This window comes from Domibacillus antri, assembly GCF_001936625.1.
GTDB lineage: Bacteria > Bacillota > Bacilli > Bacillales > Domibacillaceae > Domibacillus > Domibacillus antri.
The window spans coordinates 111,714-132,479 of the sequence record NZ_MSDU01000022.1; the positions used below are offsets into that span (position 1 = coordinate 111,714).

A 20,766-nucleotide genomic window follows, 5' to 3' on the forward strand; every position below is an offset into this window, starting at 1 on the left:
TCTCAAAAGAGAAAGTTCCTGCAGCACCAAATCCATGATGCAAAAAGGAGAACGGGATGAAAAAACGATTCTTGCTTTGTATATGCTGTCTTTTTTTAGCGTCTTGCAATATCGGTACGGGGATGAGCACCATCGATTGGGTGGATTTTATCAAGTTTAATGGACGGCAATATGAAGGGATCTATTCCGGAGTCGCTGCCGATCCAAAGATGGCAGGAGGTGAAATCGGACAAGTCCAATTTATGGTGGTGGATAACATCTCCAATCCCCATTACCGCCCCAAAAACGGCGATGCCGCTTTTTGGGAAAAAGGGACAAAAATCTTTTCCGTAAAGGGAGAGCCGGACATGATTGCGGTACAGGATGAACATGAAATTCACGGGTATCGCCTTTACTACGCAAATACAGATGAATATCAATGGCATTACAAACATGTAGACAAAGATGAATTAAACAAAATTGACATATATAATGAAGACAGCCGTCTGCTTCATACTTTTTCCGATCAACAAACGATAAAGGCATTCATAAACCTTTTGGACAGCGGGGAAACAACACCTTCCTTCTCTCCGAATACGGCATCAGGCGACCCGGCGATGTATCAAATGATTTTCTACACGGATCAGACGGCTGCCTATAAGTTTCCCTTATTTTTTGATGGCGATGTCTGGTTTTGGCATCCGTGGGACACATCCATTTTACCGGATGGGATGGAGAAATGGATAATGAACGGAACGACACCGCAAAATTAACGTACACATTACTTTCTTGTATATCGCATGACCTTCTTCCTTTTGGGCCACACTATAAGAAAAAAGGCGGGGTGTTCGTGTGGATAAGAAAAAAGAATATCGAGAATTATCAAACGTGGAGAAACAGCGGAATTTCTTAACATCAGAAGAATTTCCGGAAGGGCCCTTTGGTTCGCCGAGAGGCAAAACAAAGCCGGTTGAAAATAAGAGTACACGGTGGGAAGACGGCCAGCAATATACGAGTGCGTTTACCTATGAGTTCAGAAACCAGCACGAAAACGTCCCGAGGCAGGACCCCGGTGCACACCTGACGCATGATGAAGATGACAAGGAATAAATGAGAACATGTTTGACCGTAATATAGATTATGAGCAATAATCCATGAAACGGACTGTTTTAATACGGCCCAAAGAAAATATATGACGTTTCAGGCAGCGAGATTTGCTCATAAATAGGCGTTATTGCGCTAAAAAGAAAAGGAATCGCGCTGTTGAACGTCGTTGCGATATCATCTCTGTTGTGCTCTCCTGATACAATATTAAATCGTTGTGGTTGGGCAGATTCCTGATAAGGTAAGTGCAGCTGTACGGCTTCACGCCTGTGCAGAGTGGCGGGTTCACTAACAAAATAGATAATTTCATCAAGATGTGGAACAATAAAGGGAGGAATGTACCTCTCTTTTTTTGATTTTATCTTCAAAGATTTTACACATTCACAGTGTTTACTGAACTAAAATAATCACTAATTGTGTACCTTTAAGGAGTTTACAAGATGAAAAAAATATTACTTGTTGAAGATGAAATGTACATGATGGATTTATTGGAAATACATCTTTCTCAAGATTATCAGCTTTTTGAAGCAAAAGACGGGGAGGCGGCATTGACTTTGATTCGGGAACAGTCCTTTGACTTAATTATCCTGGATGTCATGCTGCCCTATGTGGACGGCTGGACTGTCTGTCAAAAAATACGAGGAAAAGATGATACGCCGATTCTGATGCTGACGGCCCGAAGCGAGATTAGTGACCGGGTAAAGGGCTTGGAGATCGGTGCGGATGACTATTTAGTCAAACCATTTGATTTTGAAGAGTTGGAAGCAAGAGTAAGGGCTTTGCTGCGCCGGTCTGAACAAGTTCGAAAAAGGAATAATGATCATAAGATCAAGTTTTTAAATGGACGGTTTATTGTGGATAATGAAAGCCGAAAACTGGTGATGAATCAGCAGTTGATTGAATTAACAGCAAAAGAATTCGATCTATTGTCGCTCCTTGCCTCGCATCCGGAGCGGGTATTCACAAGGGATATTTTGCTGGATCAGATCTGGGATCATTATGAGGTACGTGACTTACGGATTGTCGATACACATATTAAAAACATCCGAACCAAACTAAAAAATGCCGAAGCGGATCATCCTTTCATTAAGACGGTTTGGGGAGTAGGCTATACAATAAATATTCAAGAGGATACAAGATGAAATGGAATGGCATTGTTTTTAAGTTAGGAACAACCATTATGATTCTCTTTTTCAGTGTTTTATTGCCGTTAGGATTCTTTACAGATCGAATTTTTTTAAGTGTCTACTCTACACAAGTCTACCAAAAGGTAAATGATCTATCGCGGGAACTGGTGAATATCCTGAATGAACCGAGTGCGCGAGAATTTGACTATTACGAGAAACTAAGCAAGGTATCCGGCAAAGAACTGGTTTTATTCGATGAGCAGGGAACGATTGTCACCAATTCCATGATGGAGTTTAAAAAAGGAGAACCCATACCACGAGATTTGCTGCATATTTTAGAACATGGCCAGCATTTCGAACGGAACTATGTGGATAATGAAACGGGTGCCTCATTTTTTATTGTAGGGCGTCCTCTGATGAAAAATGAGACATTTCACGGCGGCCTTATTGTGTTCTCCTCTATTGATGAAATACATAGTACGATGCACAGACTACGAAACTGGATTGTAATGTCCATGATCGGAGCAGCTTTATTAGCATTAGGATTCACTTTATTTGTTTCTAGAAAATTGTCAAGCCCTTTAATCAAAATGGAAAAAGCAACCCGGGAAATTGCCAGAGGACGGTTAGATACACAGATGCAGTTGAAGTCTAACGATGAAGTTGGATCTTTAGCCCAGGCCATTCATGACTTAAGCGTGGAGCTTAACCATTACCGGAAAAATCGCAGTGAATTTTTAGCAAATATCTCTCACGAACTGCGGACGCCCATTTCCTATTTGAGAGGATATGCCCAGTTGATCAAACACCATCGATATCAAGATAAAGAAGAGCTGGAATCTTATTCGGCGGTTATTGAAAGCGAAGCCATTCGATTAGCCAAGCTGATCGATGATTTATTTGAACTTTCTAAAATGGAGGAGGGACGGATCCAATTATATATGCAGGCCGTTGATGTCGGAGAACTGCTGGAACACTCTATTCAAAAAGTAACATTAAAAGCAAAAGAAAAAAATATAGGAATTGAGTATGAGATAGATCAAGAATTGCCTCTCATCTATTCTGACGGAGCACGTATTGAACAAGTTTTATTTAATTTGCTGGAAAATGCCGTTAACTACACAGAAGAAGGAAAAGTGACCGTAACAGCTACACAGGCGGCAGAACATATTTCTATCTCTGTCAAAGACACCGGCAATGGAATCCCGGAGGAAGATGTTCCTTTCATCTTTGACCGTTTTCACCGCGTTGAGAAATCCCGGTCACGAGAAATGGGAGGAACCGGTTTGGGATTGGCTATCGTGTATGAAATTGTCAAACTTCTTCAAGGAAGTATTACGGTGAAAAGTGAATATGGAAAAGGAACCGAATTTTTATTGAAGCTTCCGTTGAAGAATACGGATAACAGTTAAGCAGCTATCCTAATACAAAAGGAGATAAACAGGGGTATGTGAAGGAACGCTTGTGATGAATTTAGAAAATAGACAGATTTTGTGCAGAAGTCCTCGGGCTATTTTTGTATAATAAAAATAACTTCTGTCCTAGGAAACAATAACTGCCAAACCGAATGATATAAAAACGGCAAAATGATGGTAATTGAAATACCGCTCAAGAAATGAATGGTATATTGCCCATTACTGAAAAATTATTATATGGAAGGACTTTCTCTATTATGCTTCTTCACTATGAAAATGACCTGAATGACGTATGGTTATTTCTGCAAAAGAACGGGGGGAATCATACATCCCATTTAAGCTTTTTAAATGATAAACTTTTTTATTGGTCACAACAGAAGCGTGTGCTGATCATCTATCAAAAGGCCGGCAATACATTTGTCGTATTGGGTGATCCGATTGGGGAAGAATCGTTAATCCTGGGAGCCATTCAAGAATTTCATCAATATTGCCGGCAATTTGACATTAAACCTGTCTTTTATCAGGTATCTCTCCGGTATATGATGGCTTATCGGCAATTGGGATATCGTGCTCTTAAAATAGGGGAAGAGGCGAAAATTTACTTGCCGGACTTTTCAATGTCAGGAAATAGCCGAAAACGGCTGCGCACCTGTAAGAATAAGTTTGATCGGGAGGGCTACCGGTTTTCTGTTTTGTTGCCGCCTCATTCAAAAGAGCTGCTGGAAAAAATAAAGGATATTTCAAACTCCTGGTTAGGGAAGAGGAAGGAAAAAGGGTTCTCAGTCGGCTTTTTTTATGATGACTATGTCGCCCGATTTCCTCTTGCCGCTGTCACGAATCCAGATGGAGAAATCATTGCTTTTGCGACGCTTGCGTATAATCAGCCAAAAATCGATCGTACGCTTGCGATTGATTTAATGCGGTATCGGCCTGATAACAGCCCGAACGCAACGATGGATTTTTTGTTTATTTCCATATTTAATTGGTGCAAAGACAATGGCTATGAATGGTGCAGCATGGGCATGTCGCCTCTAGCCAATATTAAAGACACGCAAAGCGGACTGATTGAGGCAGTGGGTCAGATGATTTTTGATAAAAGCAGCCACTTTTATAATTTTAAGGGGCTGTATCAATACAAAAATAAATTTCAGCCCGAATGGGAGTCCCGGTATCTTGTTTACCAAAGCTATTTCTTACCAGTGATTTTTCTTCGTATTATCCGTTTAATAAACGGTAATCAAAGGCAGGCCAGCCGCAAGTTTGTTTTAGTAAAGAATCAGCTTGGGAAAATTAACTTCGGGAAGCTGTTTTCTTAATAGATGTTAAAAAAACGTCCATCTTTTAGTTTTTCCGTTACATGATCCAATTTGTGAACGAATCCTTTCATTGTTAACCATGGAAGCAATACGGTTAATAGCAAATGCGTAAGGCTGAGAAGGCAGGTTTCTGTTTAAACTTGTTGTGTGTAAAACCTTTCAAGGACTCATTTGATGCTTACACCTATTTTGAAGGAGCTGCATACGATAAAGTGAAGTTAACTTGTAAGGGGGCCTTTATTTTGGAAGAGCAAAATTTACATCCGGAAGAAGAGTTCTTGTCAAGCGGAAATGAGTATTTTGAGGATGCAGTAGAAGCGCAAATTCCGTATTTTCATCCAAGACCGAGACTGCCGTTTTTTCCGCCATTTCCTTTGTTTCCGATCTACCCATCCTATCCATTTCCATACTACCGGCCTTTTCCGGGCTATCCATTCTTTCCTTATTGACACGAGATAATCTTTATTAAAAATGTTCTTTTTAAAAGAGCTGTTGGACCTTTCCAATAGCTCTCTTTCTGACTGAAATCAGGTTTGCTGTTTTTAAGTTATTTACTCGGCGGATGAGTTCTTTCAAAATTTCCTGTCGTCTGTTCATTTTAAATAGGGGCTGCCGGCTGGTATGATGAGGGTGTGAGGAATGAATGAGGATGATAGAGTCCTTCAAGCGGCTCACGCTTACCAAATAGTTAGTGCGAAAACGCCTATTTCACGATGACAGGATGTTGTCTCATGAGTGATGATAGACGAACTTAAAAAAGCATCCTCTATGTCATTTTCGATGAAAAAGCGGCGCAATCTCTCCTGATTTTTAGGTAGATTATGCCGCTTCATCTATTGATGGCGCCGGACGGAACATCTCCTTCTTTTGCACATGTTCGTTTTGGTGTTTGGAGCTCCTTCTTAAATTATTTTGTCAGCTCTACCAGCCAGTCTTTAAAATCAACAAGCCGCAGGTGCTTCGGTTCCCGGTTTGTGCCGGCGATAATCAAAGGCACGACAGAATCCACTTTATGCAATGATCCGTGAGCGGCCCCTCCTGCATGATCCTCGCTATGTGTTTGGATAAATTCATACCCTGGTTTCGCATCTACAATCATATAACGGCCTTCATGTGAATGGAGGGCGCCGTACAATCTTGCCAGGGCATCCGGATAGTCACCATATTGAATGTCCTTTTTTTCATTGATGGTCACATCTAAAATGGAAGCATCTCCATTCAAATCCCATGATTGACCGTATGGATCCCGGTAACGGCCGCTTGGTGAAAAAGTAAACGGCTGATCGGCGCCCGGTCTCATTACATGACTCGTATACTCTTCTTTCCAGGCAATGAAAGCAATTCTTGAATCGCTTTTCAATTTTGATAAAATGTCATGGATGTCAATTGATTCATCTTCTACATAAATATATCCCATGCGCTCATTAACAGCTAAAGCCAGCTGCTTTTGGTCTGAATCATCCGGCTGCCAAATGGTATATTCATTCAATAACGTATTTAAATCAATCAGCGCCTTACTGCGATCCGTCAAAACAGTGGATTGTCCACTGTCTCCATGCACAACCCAAATAGCATTTTGAATCGCGGCATCCCATGATGGATAGGCGTTCAAAATCGTCTGGAGCTGTTTATCCACTTCTTCAATTCCTTTCCGTTCTTTCGGTCCCTTTTTATGAATCAGATGATCCATATCGGGGAAGTACGCCAGTGTAAAGGAAGGCAGCTGATCCCTTAGAATAAAGTACTTCAGTTCATTTGCCGTAAATGGATTATTTAAACCCATTGATTTCCACATATGATAAGACCGGTCATTGTCCGGATTGAATGTTGATAAGCGGCCTAATGATAGAATGTTCGGACCGCTTACGCTCACATCGTTCGGCAAAAGGTTCATCCCCGACACGAGAGGGGGAATATGTAAACGATGGATGTGCTCTCCACGGTGGATCAGCCCGTTAATAGAGGCGGATTGAATTTGACGTTTCTCAAGCTCCTCGTAAATGGTGGGTGTGCGTTTATTTAAATGAGATTGATTTAATTGAATCACGCTGTCTCTCGTTACATTTTTTAGACCGTGGCTCCACATCTCCCTGATTCCGCCGCCATAAACAACGAGGCGGTTTTCTTCTTTCTTAAACCAGCTAAGCCCCGCCACCTTATGCTGATCAGCGTAAGTGCCTGTTAACATCGTACTGTCAATGGTCACGGACATCGTGGGATAAGAGCTGACCACATTGGGATGGTACTGTCCATGTTTCATTAAAAATTCGAAAGCGGGTGCTTTTCCTTCTTCAATGGCTTTTTGAAGCGGCTCGGCCATGAGAGAATCGATGACCAAAACGATGACAGGCTTTTCCGTTGGTTTAATGGAAATGTTGTTTACATCTTTTACAGGTGTGCTGAGAAAATACCAGCATAGCCCCGCAGTCACAATTGTGAAAAGAATCAACGATAGGAAAATTTTGCGTACCATGACCTCACCCTTCTCTTGACATTGTGAGTAGTATGGATAAAAAGAGAACGGTAAATACTTCATAAAAAATAAAAAACGCTATAATCGATTTCTCCCTTTTTGATGGGAATAAAAAAGACATGAGCAAACATCAAGAAGGCTTCTTTGTATAAAATTGAGAGCAAAGGGTACGATACCGACTAAATCAGTTCAGTAAAGGAGGAATGAAAAAATGAATTCTAGCTGGAAAAAGAAATTACTCGTTGGCGGAATGGCTGCCGCCTTAACAATTGGTGGAGCAGCCGGGTGTGGAAATGGAAATGATCAGGATGACGGGATTGACAATGATCAGCAAGATGATCAATTAGATCAGGATAATGATGTAATGGATGATGAAAACAACGACAACGATCTGATGGATGAGCCTGCGGATGAAGAGCAGGAGGCGCAATAAGAAGAGAATTTAGTTTGTTAATGATTTTTCATTAAGGAAGGAGTGAGTGTGCATGCCTTTATTAGAAATCAGCGTTATCCCTGTCGGAACGGAATCTGCCAGTTTCAGTTCAGATGTCAGCAATGCTGTGCGCAAAGTAGCGGAAAAAGGATTGAGATATCAATTGACACCTACTTCAACAGTAGTAGAAGGAGATATCGATCAACTGTGGGAAATCGCAAAAGAGATGCATCAAGAAGTCATCTCAAATGGCACAAAACGGGTGGTCACGAACATAAGCATTGATCATCGTACCGATAAACAAATGGACATGAATCATCAAGTCAATGTGGTTCAACCGCATTGAACAAACTTTGACAGGAAGAACGATATAATCTACAGCAATCATCTTGAAAAGGTTGGTGAACCTGGCCGGCCTTTTTTCTGTTTAACGAGGTTAAAGGATGGGTGATCCATGAAAGCGAAGATTAGGGCAATAAGAAGTTTCCTTTTTTTAATAGCCATTCAGCAATCTGATGCCGATTCCTGGCACATCCTGAACAAAATCCATTTTGACCGGTTTCAGCAGAAAGAAGATCCTGCCCAGCGACCAAAATAGGTCACTGAGTAAAGGAGATGTCTCAACCGTTCAACGAGACATCTCCTTCTTATTTCGATGGCCGGAATTTCTGATTTCAGGCCCGATTTTTAGAGAATCCGGCTGTCCATCCGCCATAATTAATGGATAGATCATATATAATAGCACCATATATGTGACGGCTTTAAAAAGGCGGCCACATCATGGTTTTTGCTTTATTAAATCGTTGCTCCACTTCTTTCCAGTTCACTATTTTCCACCAGTTATCAACATACTTGGCCCGTTCATTTTTATATTGCAGGTAGTAGGCGTGTTCCCACACATCCAGCACGAGCAATGGAATAACATCCCATTGCGTAAGGTTTTGATGTTTTTCCGCTGTTAATATTTCCAATCGGCGTGAGCGGGGAGCCCAAACGAGAATCGCCCAGCCGACCGCTTCCACACTTTTTGCGGCCTCGGAGAAATGCTTTTTAAATTTTTCGAAGCTTCCAAAGGAGCTGATTATCGCTTGATTAAAATCACCTGATGGTACACCCCCGCCGTGCGGGCTCATGACATTCCAAAAAATAGTGTGTAAATAGTGGCCGGAACCATGAAAGGCTGCTTCTCTTTCCCAATGTTTGACCAAGCTGAAATTGCCGTTTTCACGCGCTTTTTGCATTTCTAATTCTGCTTTATTAAGCCCATCTACATAGCTTTGATGATGCTTATCATGATGCAATTTCATCATTTCCTCTGAAATGACGGGCTCTAAAGCATCATATGGATAAGGAAGAGGAGGTAATCGATGTCCTCCGATGGGGACAATTTGTCTTTGTTCAGCTGCATGGTGATAAAATAACGGATCAGGATGGGTTAAAAAGCCATTCAGCTTGTTATATAAAGAGGCTGATTTTTTGCTTAGCTCATAAAAATCATATTTTGGGTTTTCCGTTTCCATGTCTTTTTTTAATGAAAAAAAAGTGTCTTCCCATTTCTGGAGAATCGGTTCATCTATATGCGTTAACTGTTGGCGGATGGAACCCCACTTTCTTTCCATGTCTTTGCACCAAGTCAATAATGCCTTCCGATACGCCTGCTCATATACATGCATGGACATTGCCTCCTATTTTTCCGTCTTAACAGGGTATGAACCCATGCCCATGAAAGTTCCGGGAACAGACTGATGATTGGAGCAAAAAAATAAGATAAAAACGTTTTCTCATTGCCCATTTAGGGCATTATAATTGTGATGCTCATAAGCGCGGTGTATTTGTGCTGTAAAAGAGAAAAAAGGGGAACTGAAAAGATGGCAAAACAATCATGTATAGCGATGCTTCTTGCGGGCGGGAAGGGAACCCGTCTAAAAGAATTAACTGAAACGTTAGCTAAGCCGGCTGTGCCATTTGGAGGGAAATATCGCATTATTGATTTTCCTCTTTCCAACTGTGCAAATTCAGGCATTCATACAGTCGGTGTTTTGACGCAATATCAGCCGCTCGCGCTGCACTCTTATATCGGTGTCGGCAGCACATGGGATCTGGATCGCCATAGAGGCGGGGTTACACTGCTGCCGCCATACGCTGATTCATCCGAAGTGAAATGGTATTCTGGTACGGCAAGCGCCATTTATCACAACGTCAAATACATGGAACAATTTGACCCGGAGTATGTATTGATTTTATCAGGAGATCACATTTATAAAATGGATTACAATGTGATGCTGGAATATCATGTTGAAAAGGATGCGGATGCCACCATCTCGGTTATTGAGGTTCCGTGGGATGAGGCAAGCCGTTTTGGTATTATGAAGACAGATGACGATTTTAACGTCACACGCTTCGATGAAAAGCCGGAGCAGCCGGAAAGCAACCTTGCCTCGATGGGCATATATATCTTCAAATGGTCTGTGCTGAAACAATATTTAGAGATGGATGAACGTAATCCGGATTCTTCAAATGATTTTGGTAAAGACATCATTCCGGCTATACTGGCGGATGGCGGGAAATTAACAGCTTATCCGTTCAAAGGCTACTGGAAGGACGTTGGAACCGTCAAAAGTTTATGGGAAGCGAATATGGACTTGCTGGACCGGGAGCAGGAATTGAATTTGTCTGATCCATCCTGGCGTATTTATTCTGTAAACGCGCAGCATCGGCCGCAGGTGATTGGAAGAAACGCGGTTGTAAAACAGTCACTTGTAAGTGAAGGATGTGTGATTGACGGAGAAATTCAGCATTCGGTCTTATTTAAGGATGTAGAGGTGGAACAGGGAGCGCTGATAAAAGATTGCGTGATCATGCCCAATGCACATATTGGCCGCGGGTCTTTTATTGAACGGGCGATTGTGATGGGAGACCTTAACATCCCGGAAAATACAATCATTTATAATGAAACAGCGGATATTCTGCTGATAACGGAAGCTTTCATAAACGCCTATGTAGAGGAACGGATGCAAGCGGTGAAAAAGGGCATTAAAAAGAGCTTGTATATTAATAGAGACTTGATCATATAGGTATTTCTTAAGTACTGCTGCTCCATTGGGATATGCCAGCCATCACTTTAATAAAATGATCTGCATAAAAAGGCTTCGGCGAGGGAGCCTTTTTGTCGTGCAAACGTTTAAAGGAAACGAACAAAATCTTCGTTGGAAAATACGGATATGGGCAGTCCGGCTGAGGCAGAAAATCAGAGGAAAAAGAACATAGATGTTCTCTTGTTTTTATTGTTTTAAAGCGTTAACATGAGGAAATATAACGGTCTGTAAAAAAATCAATGAACAGGCTAAATGCAGGAGCTTCATTAAAAACGATGTAAACATAATGAAAAATGACAAAATACCCATATGAGCAAAGCGTATCCACATATGGGGCACTTTTTTCCTTAAGCCCCTGTAGTCAATTGGAGGTTTTGACTAAATTTTTTAGGGAACTCCATACTTTCTTCATATTCTCCATGTATTTTGGCAATAGATCCTTTTTAAAGTGAAGACAGTGACAACGAAACAGGTCATTTGAAAAATAAAATCAGGCAGGTGTTTTAAATGTGCGGGTTTGTCGGGTGCATTCATGCGAGACCATATAAAGTAACAAGAGAAATGGAACAAAAACTGAAAGAAATGAATGCTCTTATTACTCATAGAGGACCCGATGACGAAGGGTATTTTGTGGATGAATATGTGCATTTTGGCTTTAAACGGCTGAGTATTATTGATATCGAAAGCGGACATCAGCCGCTTTCGTATGAAAACGAACGGTACTGGATTATTTTTAACGGCGAAATTTATAACCATATTGAACTCCGTAAGGAATTGACAGCGAAAGGGCATACCTTTGCCACTGATTCCGATACGGAAGTGATCATTGCGCTGTATAGTGACTTAAAAGAGCGGTCTGTTCAAATGCTGAGAGGAATGTTTGGTTTTGTCATCTGGGATAAGGCAGAGCAAACATTATTCGGCGCCCGGGACCACTTTGGGATCAAGCCTTTCTTTTACTTGGAGCAGGATGACATCACGTATTTTGCTTCAGAGAAAAAAAGCATTGTGTTAGCGGAAGAAGATGAATTGGATGCAGCGTCGCTTCAGCATTATCTCAGCTTTCAATATGTTCCGGAACCCGATACAATGACGAAACAAATCAAGAAACTGCCGCCAGGTCATTTTTTTACAAAAAAACCGGGACAGGCCATGAAGATCCAGTCTTACTGGCAGCCGAAGTTCCAGCCTGTACCGTCATCTGAATCCTAAATGATCAACGAAATCCGCGATGTGCTGATGGATTCTGTCAATGTCCATATGCGAAGCGACGTACCAGTTGGTTCCTTTTTGTCCGGCGGGATCGATTCCTCTTTTATCGTTTCGCTGGCGAAACAGGTCAATCCAAATTTAAAAACGTTTTCGGTTGGTTTTGAACGAAATGGCTTCAGCGAAGTCGATGTGGCGCAGGAAACAGCGGAAGCACTCCAGCTGGAAAACATCATCCATATCATCTCACCTGAAGAATTCATCGGGGAGCTGCCTAAAATCATCTGGCATATGGATGATCCACTGGCCGATCCGGCGGCAGTCCCTCTTTATTTTGTAGCGCGTGAAGCGAGAAAGCATGTAAAGGTTGTCTTATCAGGTGAAGGGGCGGACGAGCTGTTCGGCGGCTACAATATATACCGGGAACCCCACTCACTGCGGATGTTCAACTATATCCCAGACCCGGTGAAATCCCTGTTAAAGACACTCAGCCGCATCCTGCCTGACGGTTTTAAAGGGAAAAATTTTATTGAACGCGGATCGACACCGCTAGAAGAGCGCTATATTGGCAATGCCAAGATGTTTGAAGAACAGGAAAAGAAAGTATTGCTTCCAGGGTACGCGCCTGATTTGTCCTATACAAACGTCACAAGACCGATTTACAGCCGTTCAACGGCGTATGATGCGGTGACGAAAATGCAGAATATTGATATTCACACATGGCTGCGAGGCGACATTTTGTTGAAAGCCGATAAAATGACAATGGCTCATTCGCTTGAGCTGCGGGTTCCTTTTCTAGATAAAAAGGTTTTTGATGTGGCATCAAAAATTGGAACAGATCAAAAAATCAACCATAACACGACAAAGTATATTCTTCGAAAAGCAGCGGAAGGCATCGTGCCGGATCATGTTGTGAACCGAAAGAAATTAGGCTTCCCTGTGCCGATTCGTCATTGGCTGAAAGAGGAATTATATGAATGGGCCATTCAACTCATTCACAGCAGCCAAACAGATTATCTATTCAATAAACAGGCTGCCTTCAGCTTATTAGCAGAACACGTCAGCGGCAAAAAAGATAACAGCCGAAAAATCTGGACAATCCTTGTCTTTATGATCTGGCATCAGATCTATGTAGAGGAAGTCTATGATTTTCATCAATCATATGATAATCAGCAGCAAAAAAAACAAGCCATTTCCTTATAAATAGGTAATGGCCTGTTTTCCCATCTGTACCCAGGCATCGATAAACCCTTGTCTGGGTACTTTTCTGTTTTTTTCTCCTGTCAGCGGATCGTTAAAGTACACATAGTCTTGATCATAACCGGTTATGACAACGGAATGAAGCCGGTAAGTAATGTTGACTTTTCCTGCAGGAGTGTCCCATGTTTGAAATTGTTCAGCCGGCAATTCGCTGTACCATGTGTTGGTGATGATCCAGACCGGGATCCCATTTGATACAGATTTCTCTAATTCACTGAAATCTTTACCTGTCAGATCCACCACTCTGTCAGGTAAAAAGGAATCGGCCAATTCTTTGATCGGTTTATGATACACTCCGTAACCCGGATTATTGATGTTGTACATATCGCCCACAAAACCGGAATTAGGATGGCCAAAATATACTTGGCCATTTTTTCTTTGATAACGGGTTGGGTTTTTTTTAACTAACTGAGCCAGTTCCATCTTTCCTGTGTTGATCCCTGCATGCTGCAGAAGCATCGCGAGGCTGGTGACTTCGCATCCTCTCGGCAATTCCGGAAGCTGAGAGATGATGGGAACATTCAACAGTGCCTGTTCTTTTTTTAGTATTGGCACGTCCTCTTTCGTTTCTGCCTGTTCTTCTATGTCACGGGAATCCGGTTTTGCCGTCATCTGACGTGTGAAATGTTTGACATCCGGAGAAAGATAGACGCTTGCACAAAATAAAAGAAAGAAAACAACGGCATAGCTGAAAACCATTTTTTTGAACCGTTCAGGCACTTTGTTAAGCAATAGGAGAAAACAAAGCAAAATAGATGCAGAAGCTGTGACAAAAATGAGGAAATTATACATATATGATCTTCCTATCAGTCTTTTTTATTTCCCTTTTAGTCTACAAGGAGATTATGAAGAAACGATGGAGCAGATCATTATTTTTCACTGGAATTCTTGTATCCTCCATATTTTCTTCAAAGTTTGACATTAGAATACTATCCATAATGATGACGATAAGCTATACAAACTTCAAAAATACCCCTAGCATAAATGAAACGATAGGAGTGAACGGATTATGAAGGTAAACACACTATATATGAATGAAGTAATCGGTCAAAAAAAACTGACTGAAATGCTGAATCGGTTTTCAGAGGGGATTATGGACGAAGTTTTCATGATCCAAAATGAAAACAATACAAATGCTAAAGGCGTGTTGATCAATGCAGGTTATTTTGAGGAGCTGTTAGCCTATCAAAAAGCAATTGATGAAGTGTTTGATTATTTAATTAAAGAAGAAGCAATAACCAGGGAGAATAAATAAACACATGAAGTCTTTTTTTAAGTCCTTTTACATTTTTGCCCTTAGATTGTATTTATCTGAACAAGAATGAAATGTGTTTATTTTTTGACTGGAGTGGTATTTGTGGCTAACAGTGTCCTTTTTTTAATAGGTTTAGTTTTTGGATGTTTGGCCGGCCCCTTATTATGGAAAAGAAGAGATTGATTTGAAGCAGCAGAGCAGGAGAAATTTGATAATAGGAGGGTAATCTTATTTAAGATCAGACGAATGTTTTTCTTTATTAAAGTTTTTATTATACTATCGAAATAATTTCTTATAGCTTTCCAAGTGGTCATATGATGAGAAGTGTTATCCTCTTCACATTTTTGATTAATTGTATTTACCGGCTGTTAAAAAGAGAGGCACTGAAGATTCCTTTGTATACGATATGTTTGCTTTTAATATTTGGAGTGGCTTTAAGCCGTATTATACTGGGTGCTCACTTTCTTTCCGATACACTGGCTGCTATAAGCATTTCGTTGGCATGGTTTTGCCTCTGCTTGTATTGCCTGCCAATAATTTATAAAAAAATTCAGCCGAAAATGTGAGTGAACAGGTCTTTCATGATTCTCCTATCGAAGAGGTTTTCATACAAAAAAGCAAGGTTCTATCATAGAACTTTGCTTTTTTATTTCGTTACTTTTCATTATCAGGATTAAAGCATAAAATTATATAAATATTGCACTCTTATATCTCAATTAAAGGCATTTATTTTTCTTCTTTACAAACACTCATTTCGGGAGTATAGTATCAATCATCATTTTAATTTTCATATTGAATCATACCTAATACCGCTTAATCCATAGGAGTGGGGGACCCAACTTCGTGCACAGCACTAGGGGTGAATCCTTCGTTAGAAGGCAGGGCTACTTTTGAAGCCCGAATCCGACAGCTAACCCCATCAGCGTTTCAAAGGAGGTTTGCTTTGTTGTTTTAAAGAACACTTAGTAGGACCTTTGTGTTCTTTTTTGTGTTGATTGGATTGTTAGGATGAAATGGGACATTGTCATTTTTTTAAATGGAGGAAGGAACAGTGGCAGGACAGAAGAAAAAGCTTGAAGCAGAGCTGAGTGAGGCGCTTATTAAATTACAGCGTGAATTGATCGGCCGGGGACCTCAGGAAACGAAGACATATATTGTCCAGGACATGGTTATCACCCGTTTTAAAGGAGTGATGACGGTTGAAGAAAAGCATTTAGCCGGTCATCAGGAAGGAAGAAAACTGGTGAAGGAAATGCGCCAGGTGCTCCGGGAAATGTACAGTGAACAAATTGAAGAAATTGTCGAAAAGCATACCAATTGCAAAGTCCTATCAAGCCATAGTGATATGAGCACAAAAACAGGCGAGCGTATCGAAGTGTTTATTATGGACCGCAATTTGGAAAAATTATTCGCTGCTGAATAAAATCATATTGACTTGAAAAAACAAGCGGAGTAAAATAAATTCCATTAATAACGATATACCTCGGCCTAGTCCCGTCATCGGGAACGGAGGACCCAATTTTTTGGGGCTAATTCTACAGGTTTGTAGAAGGGATGAGAGCAGCTCTTTCGCCATCCTGCCCGTCAGCTAACTTCGTCGGCTAAAGCGAAGGAGGTCTAAAGACCACCTTTATTCAGGGGGCTTTTTTTTGATTCGTTATGCCGTATCGAAAAAAGGCAGCTTGAAACAAAAAAGCAGGTCTTTTTATTGTGCCTATTTTTTGAAAAAGCAGCTTGGAAGACAGAACGCAAAGAGAGCATTCATGCTTGCTGGGCGTTACGTAGACCAATGATGTTTTTTCTCTGACAGAACAGGGAGAATTTTTCCCTTGTTTTTGTGTGGAGAAAAAAGTCATTGGTCTTTTTTGATTTAAACGTTGTAATCAAGATTTCATAAGCAGGGAAAGATATTAATAAAATGGAGTGGACGGTGAAAATCAGTGTTTTCTTCTATAAAACGATGTTTAATTGGGCGGCCTTTAAAATCAAATGAGCTGGGGGAACAGAAGCTAAACAAAAAGAAAGCGTTGGCTATACTATCTTCAGATGCCTTATCATCCGTTGCATACGGCCCAGAGCAAATATTAATTGTACTCATTACTGTTAGTGCCGCGGCATTGTGGTATTCAATCCCAATTGCGGCCGGTGTACTAATTTTGTTAACGGCGCTTATTTTGTCTTATAGACAAATTATCTTTGCGTATCCCCACGGAGGAGGCGCTTATGTCGTATCCAAGAAGAACCTCGGTGTCAATCCGGGGCTAGTTGCCGGAGGTTCTTTGCTGGTGGATTACATTTTAACGGTGGCCGTCAGTGTATCTGCCGGTACGGATGCGATTACATCGGCTTTTCCAAATTTACATGATCTCAATGTGGTCATTGCCGTTCTATTTGTGATCCTTTTGACACTTTTGAATTTAAGAGGTGTAACGGAATCAGCTTCCGTGTTAGCTTATCCGGTTTATTTATTCGTATTGGCGTTATTCATTTTAATTGGAGTTGGATTATTCAACATTGTAACGGGTGAGGTCTCACCTGATTTACATACGCCAGTCGGCACACCAATAGCGGGAATCAGCTTATTTATACTCTTGCGGGCCTTTGCATCCGGCAGTTCTGCATTAACGGGAGTTGAAGCCATTTCCAACGCCATTCCAAACTTTAAAGATCCTGCGCCTAAAAATGCGGCAAAAACACTTGCGGCGATGGGGATTTTGCTTGCTTTGTTATTTTCGGGCATTGTGTATTTAGCTTACTATTACGGCATTACGCCGCGTGCAGACGTAACCGTTGTCTCACAAATTGCGGAAGAAACATTTGGCCGGAATTTTATGTATTTCTTCATTCAGGGAACGACCGCTTTGATCTTAATCCTGGCTGCCAATACGGGATATTCGGCGTTTCCTTTGCTGGCAGTTAATCTGGCTAAAGATAAGTTTATCCCAAGAATGTTTACACTTAGAGGCGACCGGCTGGGATATTCCAATGGAATTATCATACTTGGCATTTCGTCAATCGTCCTCATTATTGCGTTTAAAGGGCACACGGAACAGCTTATCCCGTTGTATGCCATCGGCGTGTTTATCCCATTTACCCTGTCCCAGACGGGAATGACGGTGAAATGGATACGCGAAAAACCAAAAGGCTGGATTCCGAAACTAATCATTAACTCAACCGGGGCCTTGATCAGCTTTACAGTAACCATCATGTTCTTTTTAACTAAATTCGCACAGGTTTGGCCCGTCCTCGTTTTTATACCTGTGATCATTTATGTCTTTCACCGAATTCGAAATCATTATGAAGCAGTGGGTGAACAGTTAAGAATTACAGCGTGTGAGCCTTCTGTACCGATTGAAGGAAATGTAATGGTTGTACCTGTAGCTGGCATTACGCACGTAGTAGATAATTCATTAAACTATGCCAAATCGCTTTCAGCCGAACAGATTATTGCCGTTTACGTCGCCTTTGAAAGAGGAGACGAAAAGAAGTTTGAAGAGAAGTGGAAGGAATGGCAGCCTGATATCAGGCTTGTGACTTTGCATTCTCAGTACCGGAGTATTATCCAGCCGCTGACCAAATTCGTGGATACAGTGGAGCATAAAGCGAGCGAATCGAACTACCGGGTTACGGTCGTTATCCCGCAGTTTATTCCTAAGAAAGGCTGGCACAATTTTCTGCATAACCAATCCAGTTTACTGATTCGCGCGTTTTTACTTTATCGAAGAAATGTCGTCGTGACAACAGTGCCGTATCATTTGAAAAAATAAACTAAATGTAAAAAAACTATGTCAGCTTTACATCATTCATGTAGAGCTGCCTTTTATTTCTGATCGACCAAGAACAAAATAAAGAACAGCCGCTAAAAATTTGGCTGTTCTTCTCTTATTTCTTTATTTAGCTTGTAAATTTTTCCTAATATACTGGACAATCTTTCGGAGTTCAGTGGAGTCTGGACGGCCAAATGGACTTGTTTGTTTCTGCTGATAAAGCAGTTTTCCATTTTCATCCACAAGGAAATAGGCCGGTTCTCCATGAGCGCCGTGGTCTTCATAAGGGGCATCATCACCGTGATAAAAAACATCCAATGCTTTCAAGGCTGTCAGTTCTTCATCCGCCAATACAGGAAAAGATAGGTCATGCTCATCTGCCATCTGTTTTAAGTTGTCAAGTTGATCGGTAGAAATCGTGATCAGATGAACGTTCTTTCCTTCGAAAAAAGGTTTGTTTTCTTCAAGATCCTTAAGATCCTGTACGCAAACAGGACACCACGCACCTCTAAAGAAGATAATCAGATGCCAGCTTTTATGCTCTTGTTGATGAGCCAGGAATGAAAAATCCCCGCCGGAAACAGAAGGCAGCGTAAAGTTTGGAATAGTGTCGCCTAATTGAAGTGCAGACATGTTTTTCCTCCTTGTCGTATAGAAAATCTTTTTTAGTATGTGACACACTATGTATATTCTCATATCGTGCCAATAATAAACGTAAGGTACATTACATTGTGGGTGTTTAAATCGAATATGTCGCCTATATTTGATTATATTTCTTGTTGGAAGCGGGATGGAGCCTGCTGTCACCTTACTAGGGCTGGCAGCATTGTCTCTTTTTATGCGGGGGCGTTTAAACTGGCCGCGTATAGTTTACTAAAAAGAAGGGAGAGGAATAATGACGGGCTTGCGGCTGGTGATGAATTAGAACCAAAATGGAGAGAAACATAATGATTTTGGATTTTACTCATACTATAGCCGCTGACAAACCCGCTTATAGGGTTTGTTTTTTTGTTCATGTCATGGCTTTGAATCAAACGAGGGATGGAAACCCTGAATGATTCAAAGCCGATAAATAAAAAGCCGCTTGAAACTAATTAAATTTTTTGACTTTCTCATTCAATCAACGGGCCCAGCAGGAATAAATATCAATACATGCCTTGACCCGGTACTATGGTACAGGGTTTATATTATATGTGAGGTGAAGTAAATTGCATTTTCGAGTCGGAGAAATCGCAGAGAAGTGTAACGTTAACAAAGAAACCATTCGATATTACGAACGTTTAGGTTTAATTCCAGAGCCAGCTCGCACAGAAAAAGGATACCGAATGTATACTGAACAAACGGTCGATCGATTGGATTTCATAAAAAGGATGCAGGAACTGGGTTTTACCTTAAATGAAATTGACAAGTTGCTGGGAGTCGTCGATCGCGATGAAGCAAAGTGCCGTGACATGTATGATTTCACTGTTTTTAAACTAGAGGATATCCAGCGTAAAATTGAAGATCTCAAAAGAATTGAAAAAATGCTGATGGACCTTAAAGAAAGATGTCCCGAAAACAAAGATATTTACGAGTGTCCCATTATTGAAACATTGATGAAGAAATAAAGAGGTGAAACAGAATGAAAAAAACAAAGAAAGAAACGAAAACGTATGATTGTTGCAATACGAAGAGGTTTAAATCATGAAGGACAAAGTGCCGCAGTTAGCCACTGTATTTTCGGCTTTTGTTATGGCTGCATGCTGCCTGGGGCCGCTGATTTTCATTCCTCTTGGACTAACTGGATTTGCAGGAGCATTAGCCTTCTACTCATTGAAGTATCGGTTATTGTTCACCATTATTACCATCATCCTTCTTGCTTACTCCTTTTACATGGTGTACGGCAGAAAGGGAAAAAGGAAAAGTTCTGTTATTGGCTTATGGATCACGGCGTTTTTCGTTTTCGGTATGTTTCTGTTTTTAATTCTAGTTGAAGGTGGAGTATAAAAATGAAAATGCAGATTATCAGGATTATGGTGATATTAGCTCTTATGGGGGTAGTCAGTGCGTGCAGCAATGAAAAAGAAGCACAAAATACGATGGACTCGAAGAAGGAAGAAAAAACTACTATTGAAGCAGCGAAAACAGAAATATTTACGGTTTTGGGGATGGATTGTTGTCCGCCGTCTGTTGTAGAAGATGTTTTGAAGCAAGTAGAGGGCGTTGGGGAAGCAGTCATTCAAGTCAGTGGAAGTAAAGGGAAAGTAACGGTTTCCTACGATAATAAGAGAACCGATTTACAGGCAATTAAGACGGCCGTTTCAGATTTCGGACTTAGAGTCGAGTAAAAAGGG

General features: G+C 41.0%; 21 protein-coding genes, 1 pseudogene and 2 riboswitches. Of the genes and pseudogenes, 17 read left to right on the top strand and 5 right to left on the bottom strand.

Annotated elements, in window-relative coordinates:
• The first annotated feature begins 56 nt into the window (after positions 1–56).
• Complete coding sequence (locus tag BTO30_RS10970) at positions 57–752, top strand: hypothetical protein (RefSeq protein ID WP_075398769.1); 696 nt, start codon at positions 57–59, stop codon at positions 750–752.
• A 79-nt stretch (positions 753–831) separates the two neighbouring features.
• Positions 832–1,089, top strand: a complete 258-nt coding sequence (locus tag BTO30_RS10975; RefSeq protein WP_075398770.1) for a hypothetical protein — start codon at positions 832–834, stop codon at positions 1,087–1,089.
• A 59-nt stretch (positions 1,090–1,148) separates the two neighbouring features.
• Here the strand turns inward: BTO30_RS10975 and BTO30_RS17025 are convergent, their stop codons facing one another.
• Positions 1,149–1,451, bottom strand: coding sequence for a hypothetical protein (locus BTO30_RS17025; protein ID WP_143331946.1), 303 nt, complete (start codon positions 1,449–1,451; stop codon positions 1,149–1,151).
• 72 nt (positions 1,452–1,523) lie between these two features.
• Here BTO30_RS17025 and BTO30_RS10980 point away from each other — a divergent pair, with 72 nt between their 5' ends.
• From BTO30_RS10980 to BTO30_RS10995, 4 genes are all read left to right on the top strand, one after another.
• Complete coding sequence (locus BTO30_RS10980) at positions 1,524–2,225, top strand: response regulator transcription factor (protein WP_075398771.1); 702 nt, start codon at positions 1,524–1,526, stop codon at positions 2,223–2,225.
• On the top strand, positions 2,222–3,622 hold the full coding sequence (locus tag BTO30_RS10985) for a sensor histidine kinase (protein ID WP_075398772.1): 1,401 nt from the start codon (positions 2,222–2,224) through the stop codon (positions 3,620–3,622). Before BTO30_RS10980 ends, BTO30_RS10985 begins: the two co-directional genes overlap by 4 nt.
• A gap of 260 nt (positions 3,623–3,882) precedes the next feature.
• On the top strand, positions 3,883–4,941 hold the full coding sequence (locus BTO30_RS10990) for a phosphatidylglycerol lysyltransferase domain-containing protein (protein ID WP_075398773.1): 1,059 nt from the start codon (positions 3,883–3,885) through the stop codon (positions 4,939–4,941).
• A 242-nt stretch (positions 4,942–5,183) separates the two neighbouring features.
• On the top strand, positions 5,184–5,390 hold the full coding sequence (locus BTO30_RS10995) for a hypothetical protein (RefSeq protein ID WP_075398774.1): 207 nt from the start codon (positions 5,184–5,186) through the stop codon (positions 5,388–5,390).
• Between the two features lie 458 nt (positions 5,391–5,848).
• Here BTO30_RS10995 and BTO30_RS11000 read toward each other — a convergent pair whose 3' ends face one another.
• On the bottom strand, positions 5,849–7,414 hold the full coding sequence (locus BTO30_RS11000) for an alkaline phosphatase family protein (RefSeq protein ID WP_075398775.1): 1,566 nt from the start codon (positions 7,412–7,414) through the stop codon (positions 5,849–5,851).
• Positions 7,415–7,625: 211 nt separating this feature from the next.
• On the opposite strand from BTO30_RS11000, the gene BTO30_RS11005 reads away from it, so the two are divergent.
• Both BTO30_RS11005 and BTO30_RS11010 read left to right on the top strand, forming a co-directional pair.
• The gene (locus BTO30_RS11005; protein WP_075398776.1) at positions 7,626–7,847 is read left to right on the top strand and encodes a hypothetical protein; all 222 of its coding nucleotides are present in this window, start codon (positions 7,626–7,628) and stop codon (positions 7,845–7,847) included.
• A gap of 52 nt (positions 7,848–7,899) precedes the next feature.
• Complete coding sequence (locus BTO30_RS11010; RefSeq protein ID WP_075398777.1) at positions 7,900–8,193, top strand: MTH1187 family thiamine-binding protein; 294 nt, start codon at positions 7,900–7,902, stop codon at positions 8,191–8,193.
• 415 nt (positions 8,194–8,608) lie between these two features.
• Here the strand turns inward: BTO30_RS11010 and BTO30_RS11015 are convergent, their stop codons facing one another.
• A complete protein-coding gene (locus tag BTO30_RS11015; RefSeq protein WP_075398778.1) occupies positions 8,609–9,520 on the bottom strand; it encodes a superoxide dismutase in 912 nt (303 codons plus the stop codon).
• A gap of 195 nt (positions 9,521–9,715) precedes the next feature.
• On the opposite strand from BTO30_RS11015, the gene BTO30_RS11020 reads away from it, so the two are divergent.
• Both BTO30_RS11020 and asnB read left to right on the top strand, forming a co-directional pair.
• On the top strand, positions 9,716–10,921 hold the full coding sequence (locus BTO30_RS11020) for a glucose-1-phosphate adenylyltransferase (protein ID WP_075398779.1): 1,206 nt from the start codon (positions 9,716–9,718) through the stop codon (positions 10,919–10,921).
• Between the two features lie 528 nt (positions 10,922–11,449).
• Positions 11,450–13,354: pseudogene (gene asnB / locus BTO30_RS11025) on the top strand (asparagine synthase (glutamine-hydrolyzing)).
• On the opposite strand, the gene BTO30_RS11030 reads toward asnB, so the two are convergent.
• Positions 13,349–14,203, bottom strand: a complete 855-nt coding sequence (locus BTO30_RS11030) for a C39 family peptidase (protein WP_075398780.1) — start codon at positions 14,201–14,203, stop codon at positions 13,349–13,351. The pseudogene asnB and the gene BTO30_RS11030 overlap by 6 nt on opposite strands.
• A 217-nt stretch (positions 14,204–14,420) precedes the next feature.
• Between BTO30_RS11030 and BTO30_RS11040 the strand changes: the two genes are divergently transcribed.
• From BTO30_RS11040 to BTO30_RS11060, 4 genes are all read left to right on the top strand, one after another.
• A complete protein-coding gene (locus tag BTO30_RS11040; RefSeq protein WP_075398782.1) occupies positions 14,421–14,666 on the top strand; it encodes a hypothetical protein in 246 nt (81 codons plus the stop codon).
• A 287-nt stretch (positions 14,667–14,953) separates the two neighbouring features.
• The gene (locus BTO30_RS18020; RefSeq protein ID WP_425429460.1) at positions 14,954–15,232 is read left to right on the top strand and encodes a phosphatase PAP2 family protein; all 279 of its coding nucleotides are present in this window, start codon (positions 14,954–14,956) and stop codon (positions 15,230–15,232) included.
• 234 nt (positions 15,233–15,466) lie between these two features.
• Positions 15,467–15,606: riboswitch (cyclic di-AMP (ydaO/yuaA leader) on the top strand.
• Between the two features lie 96 nt (positions 15,607–15,702).
• Positions 15,703–16,089 carry a Na-translocating system protein MpsC family protein gene (locus BTO30_RS11055; protein ID WP_075398785.1) on the top strand — a complete coding sequence of 129 codons (387 nt, stop codon included), beginning with the start codon at positions 15,703–15,705 and terminating at the stop codon, positions 16,087–16,089.
• 52 nt (positions 16,090–16,141) lie between these two features.
• Positions 16,142–16,284: riboswitch (cyclic di-AMP (ydaO/yuaA leader) on the top strand.
• Between the two features lie 322 nt (positions 16,285–16,606).
• Positions 16,607–18,433, top strand: coding sequence for an APC family permease (locus tag BTO30_RS11060; RefSeq protein ID WP_075398786.1), 1,827 nt, complete (start codon positions 16,607–16,609; stop codon positions 18,431–18,433).
• Positions 18,434–18,556: 123 nt separating this feature from the next.
• On the opposite strand, the gene BTO30_RS11065 is transcribed toward BTO30_RS11060, so the two are convergent.
• Positions 18,557–19,066, bottom strand: coding sequence for a peroxiredoxin family protein (locus tag BTO30_RS11065; protein ID WP_075398787.1), 510 nt, complete (start codon positions 19,064–19,066; stop codon positions 18,557–18,559).
• Positions 19,067–19,641: 575 nt separating this feature from the next.
• Between BTO30_RS11065 and merR1 the strand changes: the two genes are divergently transcribed.
• The 3 genes from merR1 to merP all read left to right on the top strand — a co-directional run bounded on the left by merR1 (position 19,642) and on the right by merP (position 20,760).
• A complete protein-coding gene (gene merR1 / locus BTO30_RS11075; protein WP_075398789.1) occupies positions 19,642–20,040 on the top strand; it encodes a mercury resistance transcriptional regulator MerR1 in 399 nt (132 codons plus the stop codon).
• A gap of 76 nt (positions 20,041–20,116) precedes the next feature.
• Positions 20,117–20,419, top strand: a complete 303-nt coding sequence (gene merT, locus BTO30_RS11080; protein WP_075398790.1) for a mercuric transport protein MerT — start codon at positions 20,117–20,119, stop codon at positions 20,417–20,419.
• Positions 20,420–20,421: 2 nt separating this feature from the next.
• Positions 20,422–20,760, top strand: a complete 339-nt coding sequence (gene merP / locus BTO30_RS11085; RefSeq protein WP_075398791.1) for a mercury resistance system substrate-binding protein MerP — start codon at positions 20,422–20,424, stop codon at positions 20,758–20,760.
• Positions 20,761–20,766: the final 6 nt, after the last annotated feature.

Excerpts from the sequence above, each read along its gene's own strand:
- BTO30_RS11055 (WP_075398785.1), top strand. The coding sequence starts at position 15,703 with ATGGAGGAAGGAACAGTGGCAGGACAGAAGAAAAAGCTTGAAGCAGAG.
- BTO30_RS11065 (WP_075398787.1), bottom strand. The coding sequence starts at position 19,066 with ATGTCTGCACTTCAATTAGGCGACACTATTCCAAACTTTACGCTGCCT.
- BTO30_RS11000 (WP_075398775.1), bottom strand. The coding sequence starts at position 7,414 with ATGGTACGCAAAATTTTCCTATCGTTGATTCTTTTCACAATTGTGACT.
- BTO30_RS11040 (WP_075398782.1), top strand. The coding sequence starts at position 14,421 with ATGAAGGTAAACACACTATATATGAATGAAGTAATCGGTCAAAAAAAA.
- merT (WP_075398790.1), top strand. The coding sequence starts at position 20,117 with ATGAAGGACAAAGTGCCGCAGTTAGCCACTGTATTTTCGGCTTTTGTT.
- BTO30_RS11020 (WP_075398779.1), top strand. The coding sequence starts at position 9,716 with ATGGCAAAACAATCATGTATAGCGATGCTTCTTGCGGGCGGGAAGGGA.
- BTO30_RS11030 (WP_075398780.1), bottom strand. The coding sequence starts at position 14,203 with ATGTATAATTTCCTCATTTTTGTCACAGCTTCTGCATCTATTTTGCTT.
- BTO30_RS11005 (WP_075398776.1), top strand. The coding sequence starts at position 7,626 with ATGAATTCTAGCTGGAAAAAGAAATTACTCGTTGGCGGAATGGCTGCC.
- merP (WP_075398791.1), top strand. The coding sequence starts at position 20,422 with ATGAAAATGCAGATTATCAGGATTATGGTGATATTAGCTCTTATGGGG.
- BTO30_RS10970 (WP_075398769.1), top strand. The coding sequence starts at position 57 with ATGAAAAAACGATTCTTGCTTTGTATATGCTGTCTTTTTTTAGCGTCT.
- BTO30_RS10985 (WP_075398772.1), top strand. The coding sequence starts at position 2,222 with ATGAAATGGAATGGCATTGTTTTTAAGTTAGGAACAACCATTATGATT.
- BTO30_RS11015 (WP_075398778.1), bottom strand. The coding sequence starts at position 9,520 with ATGCATGTATATGAGCAGGCGTATCGGAAGGCATTATTGACTTGGTGC.
- BTO30_RS11010 (WP_075398777.1), top strand. The coding sequence starts at position 7,900 with ATGCCTTTATTAGAAATCAGCGTTATCCCTGTCGGAACGGAATCTGCC.
- BTO30_RS10990 (WP_075398773.1), top strand. The coding sequence starts at position 3,883 with ATGCTTCTTCACTATGAAAATGACCTGAATGACGTATGGTTATTTCTG.
- BTO30_RS10980 (WP_075398771.1), top strand. The coding sequence starts at position 1,524 with ATGAAAAAAATATTACTTGTTGAAGATGAAATGTACATGATGGATTTA.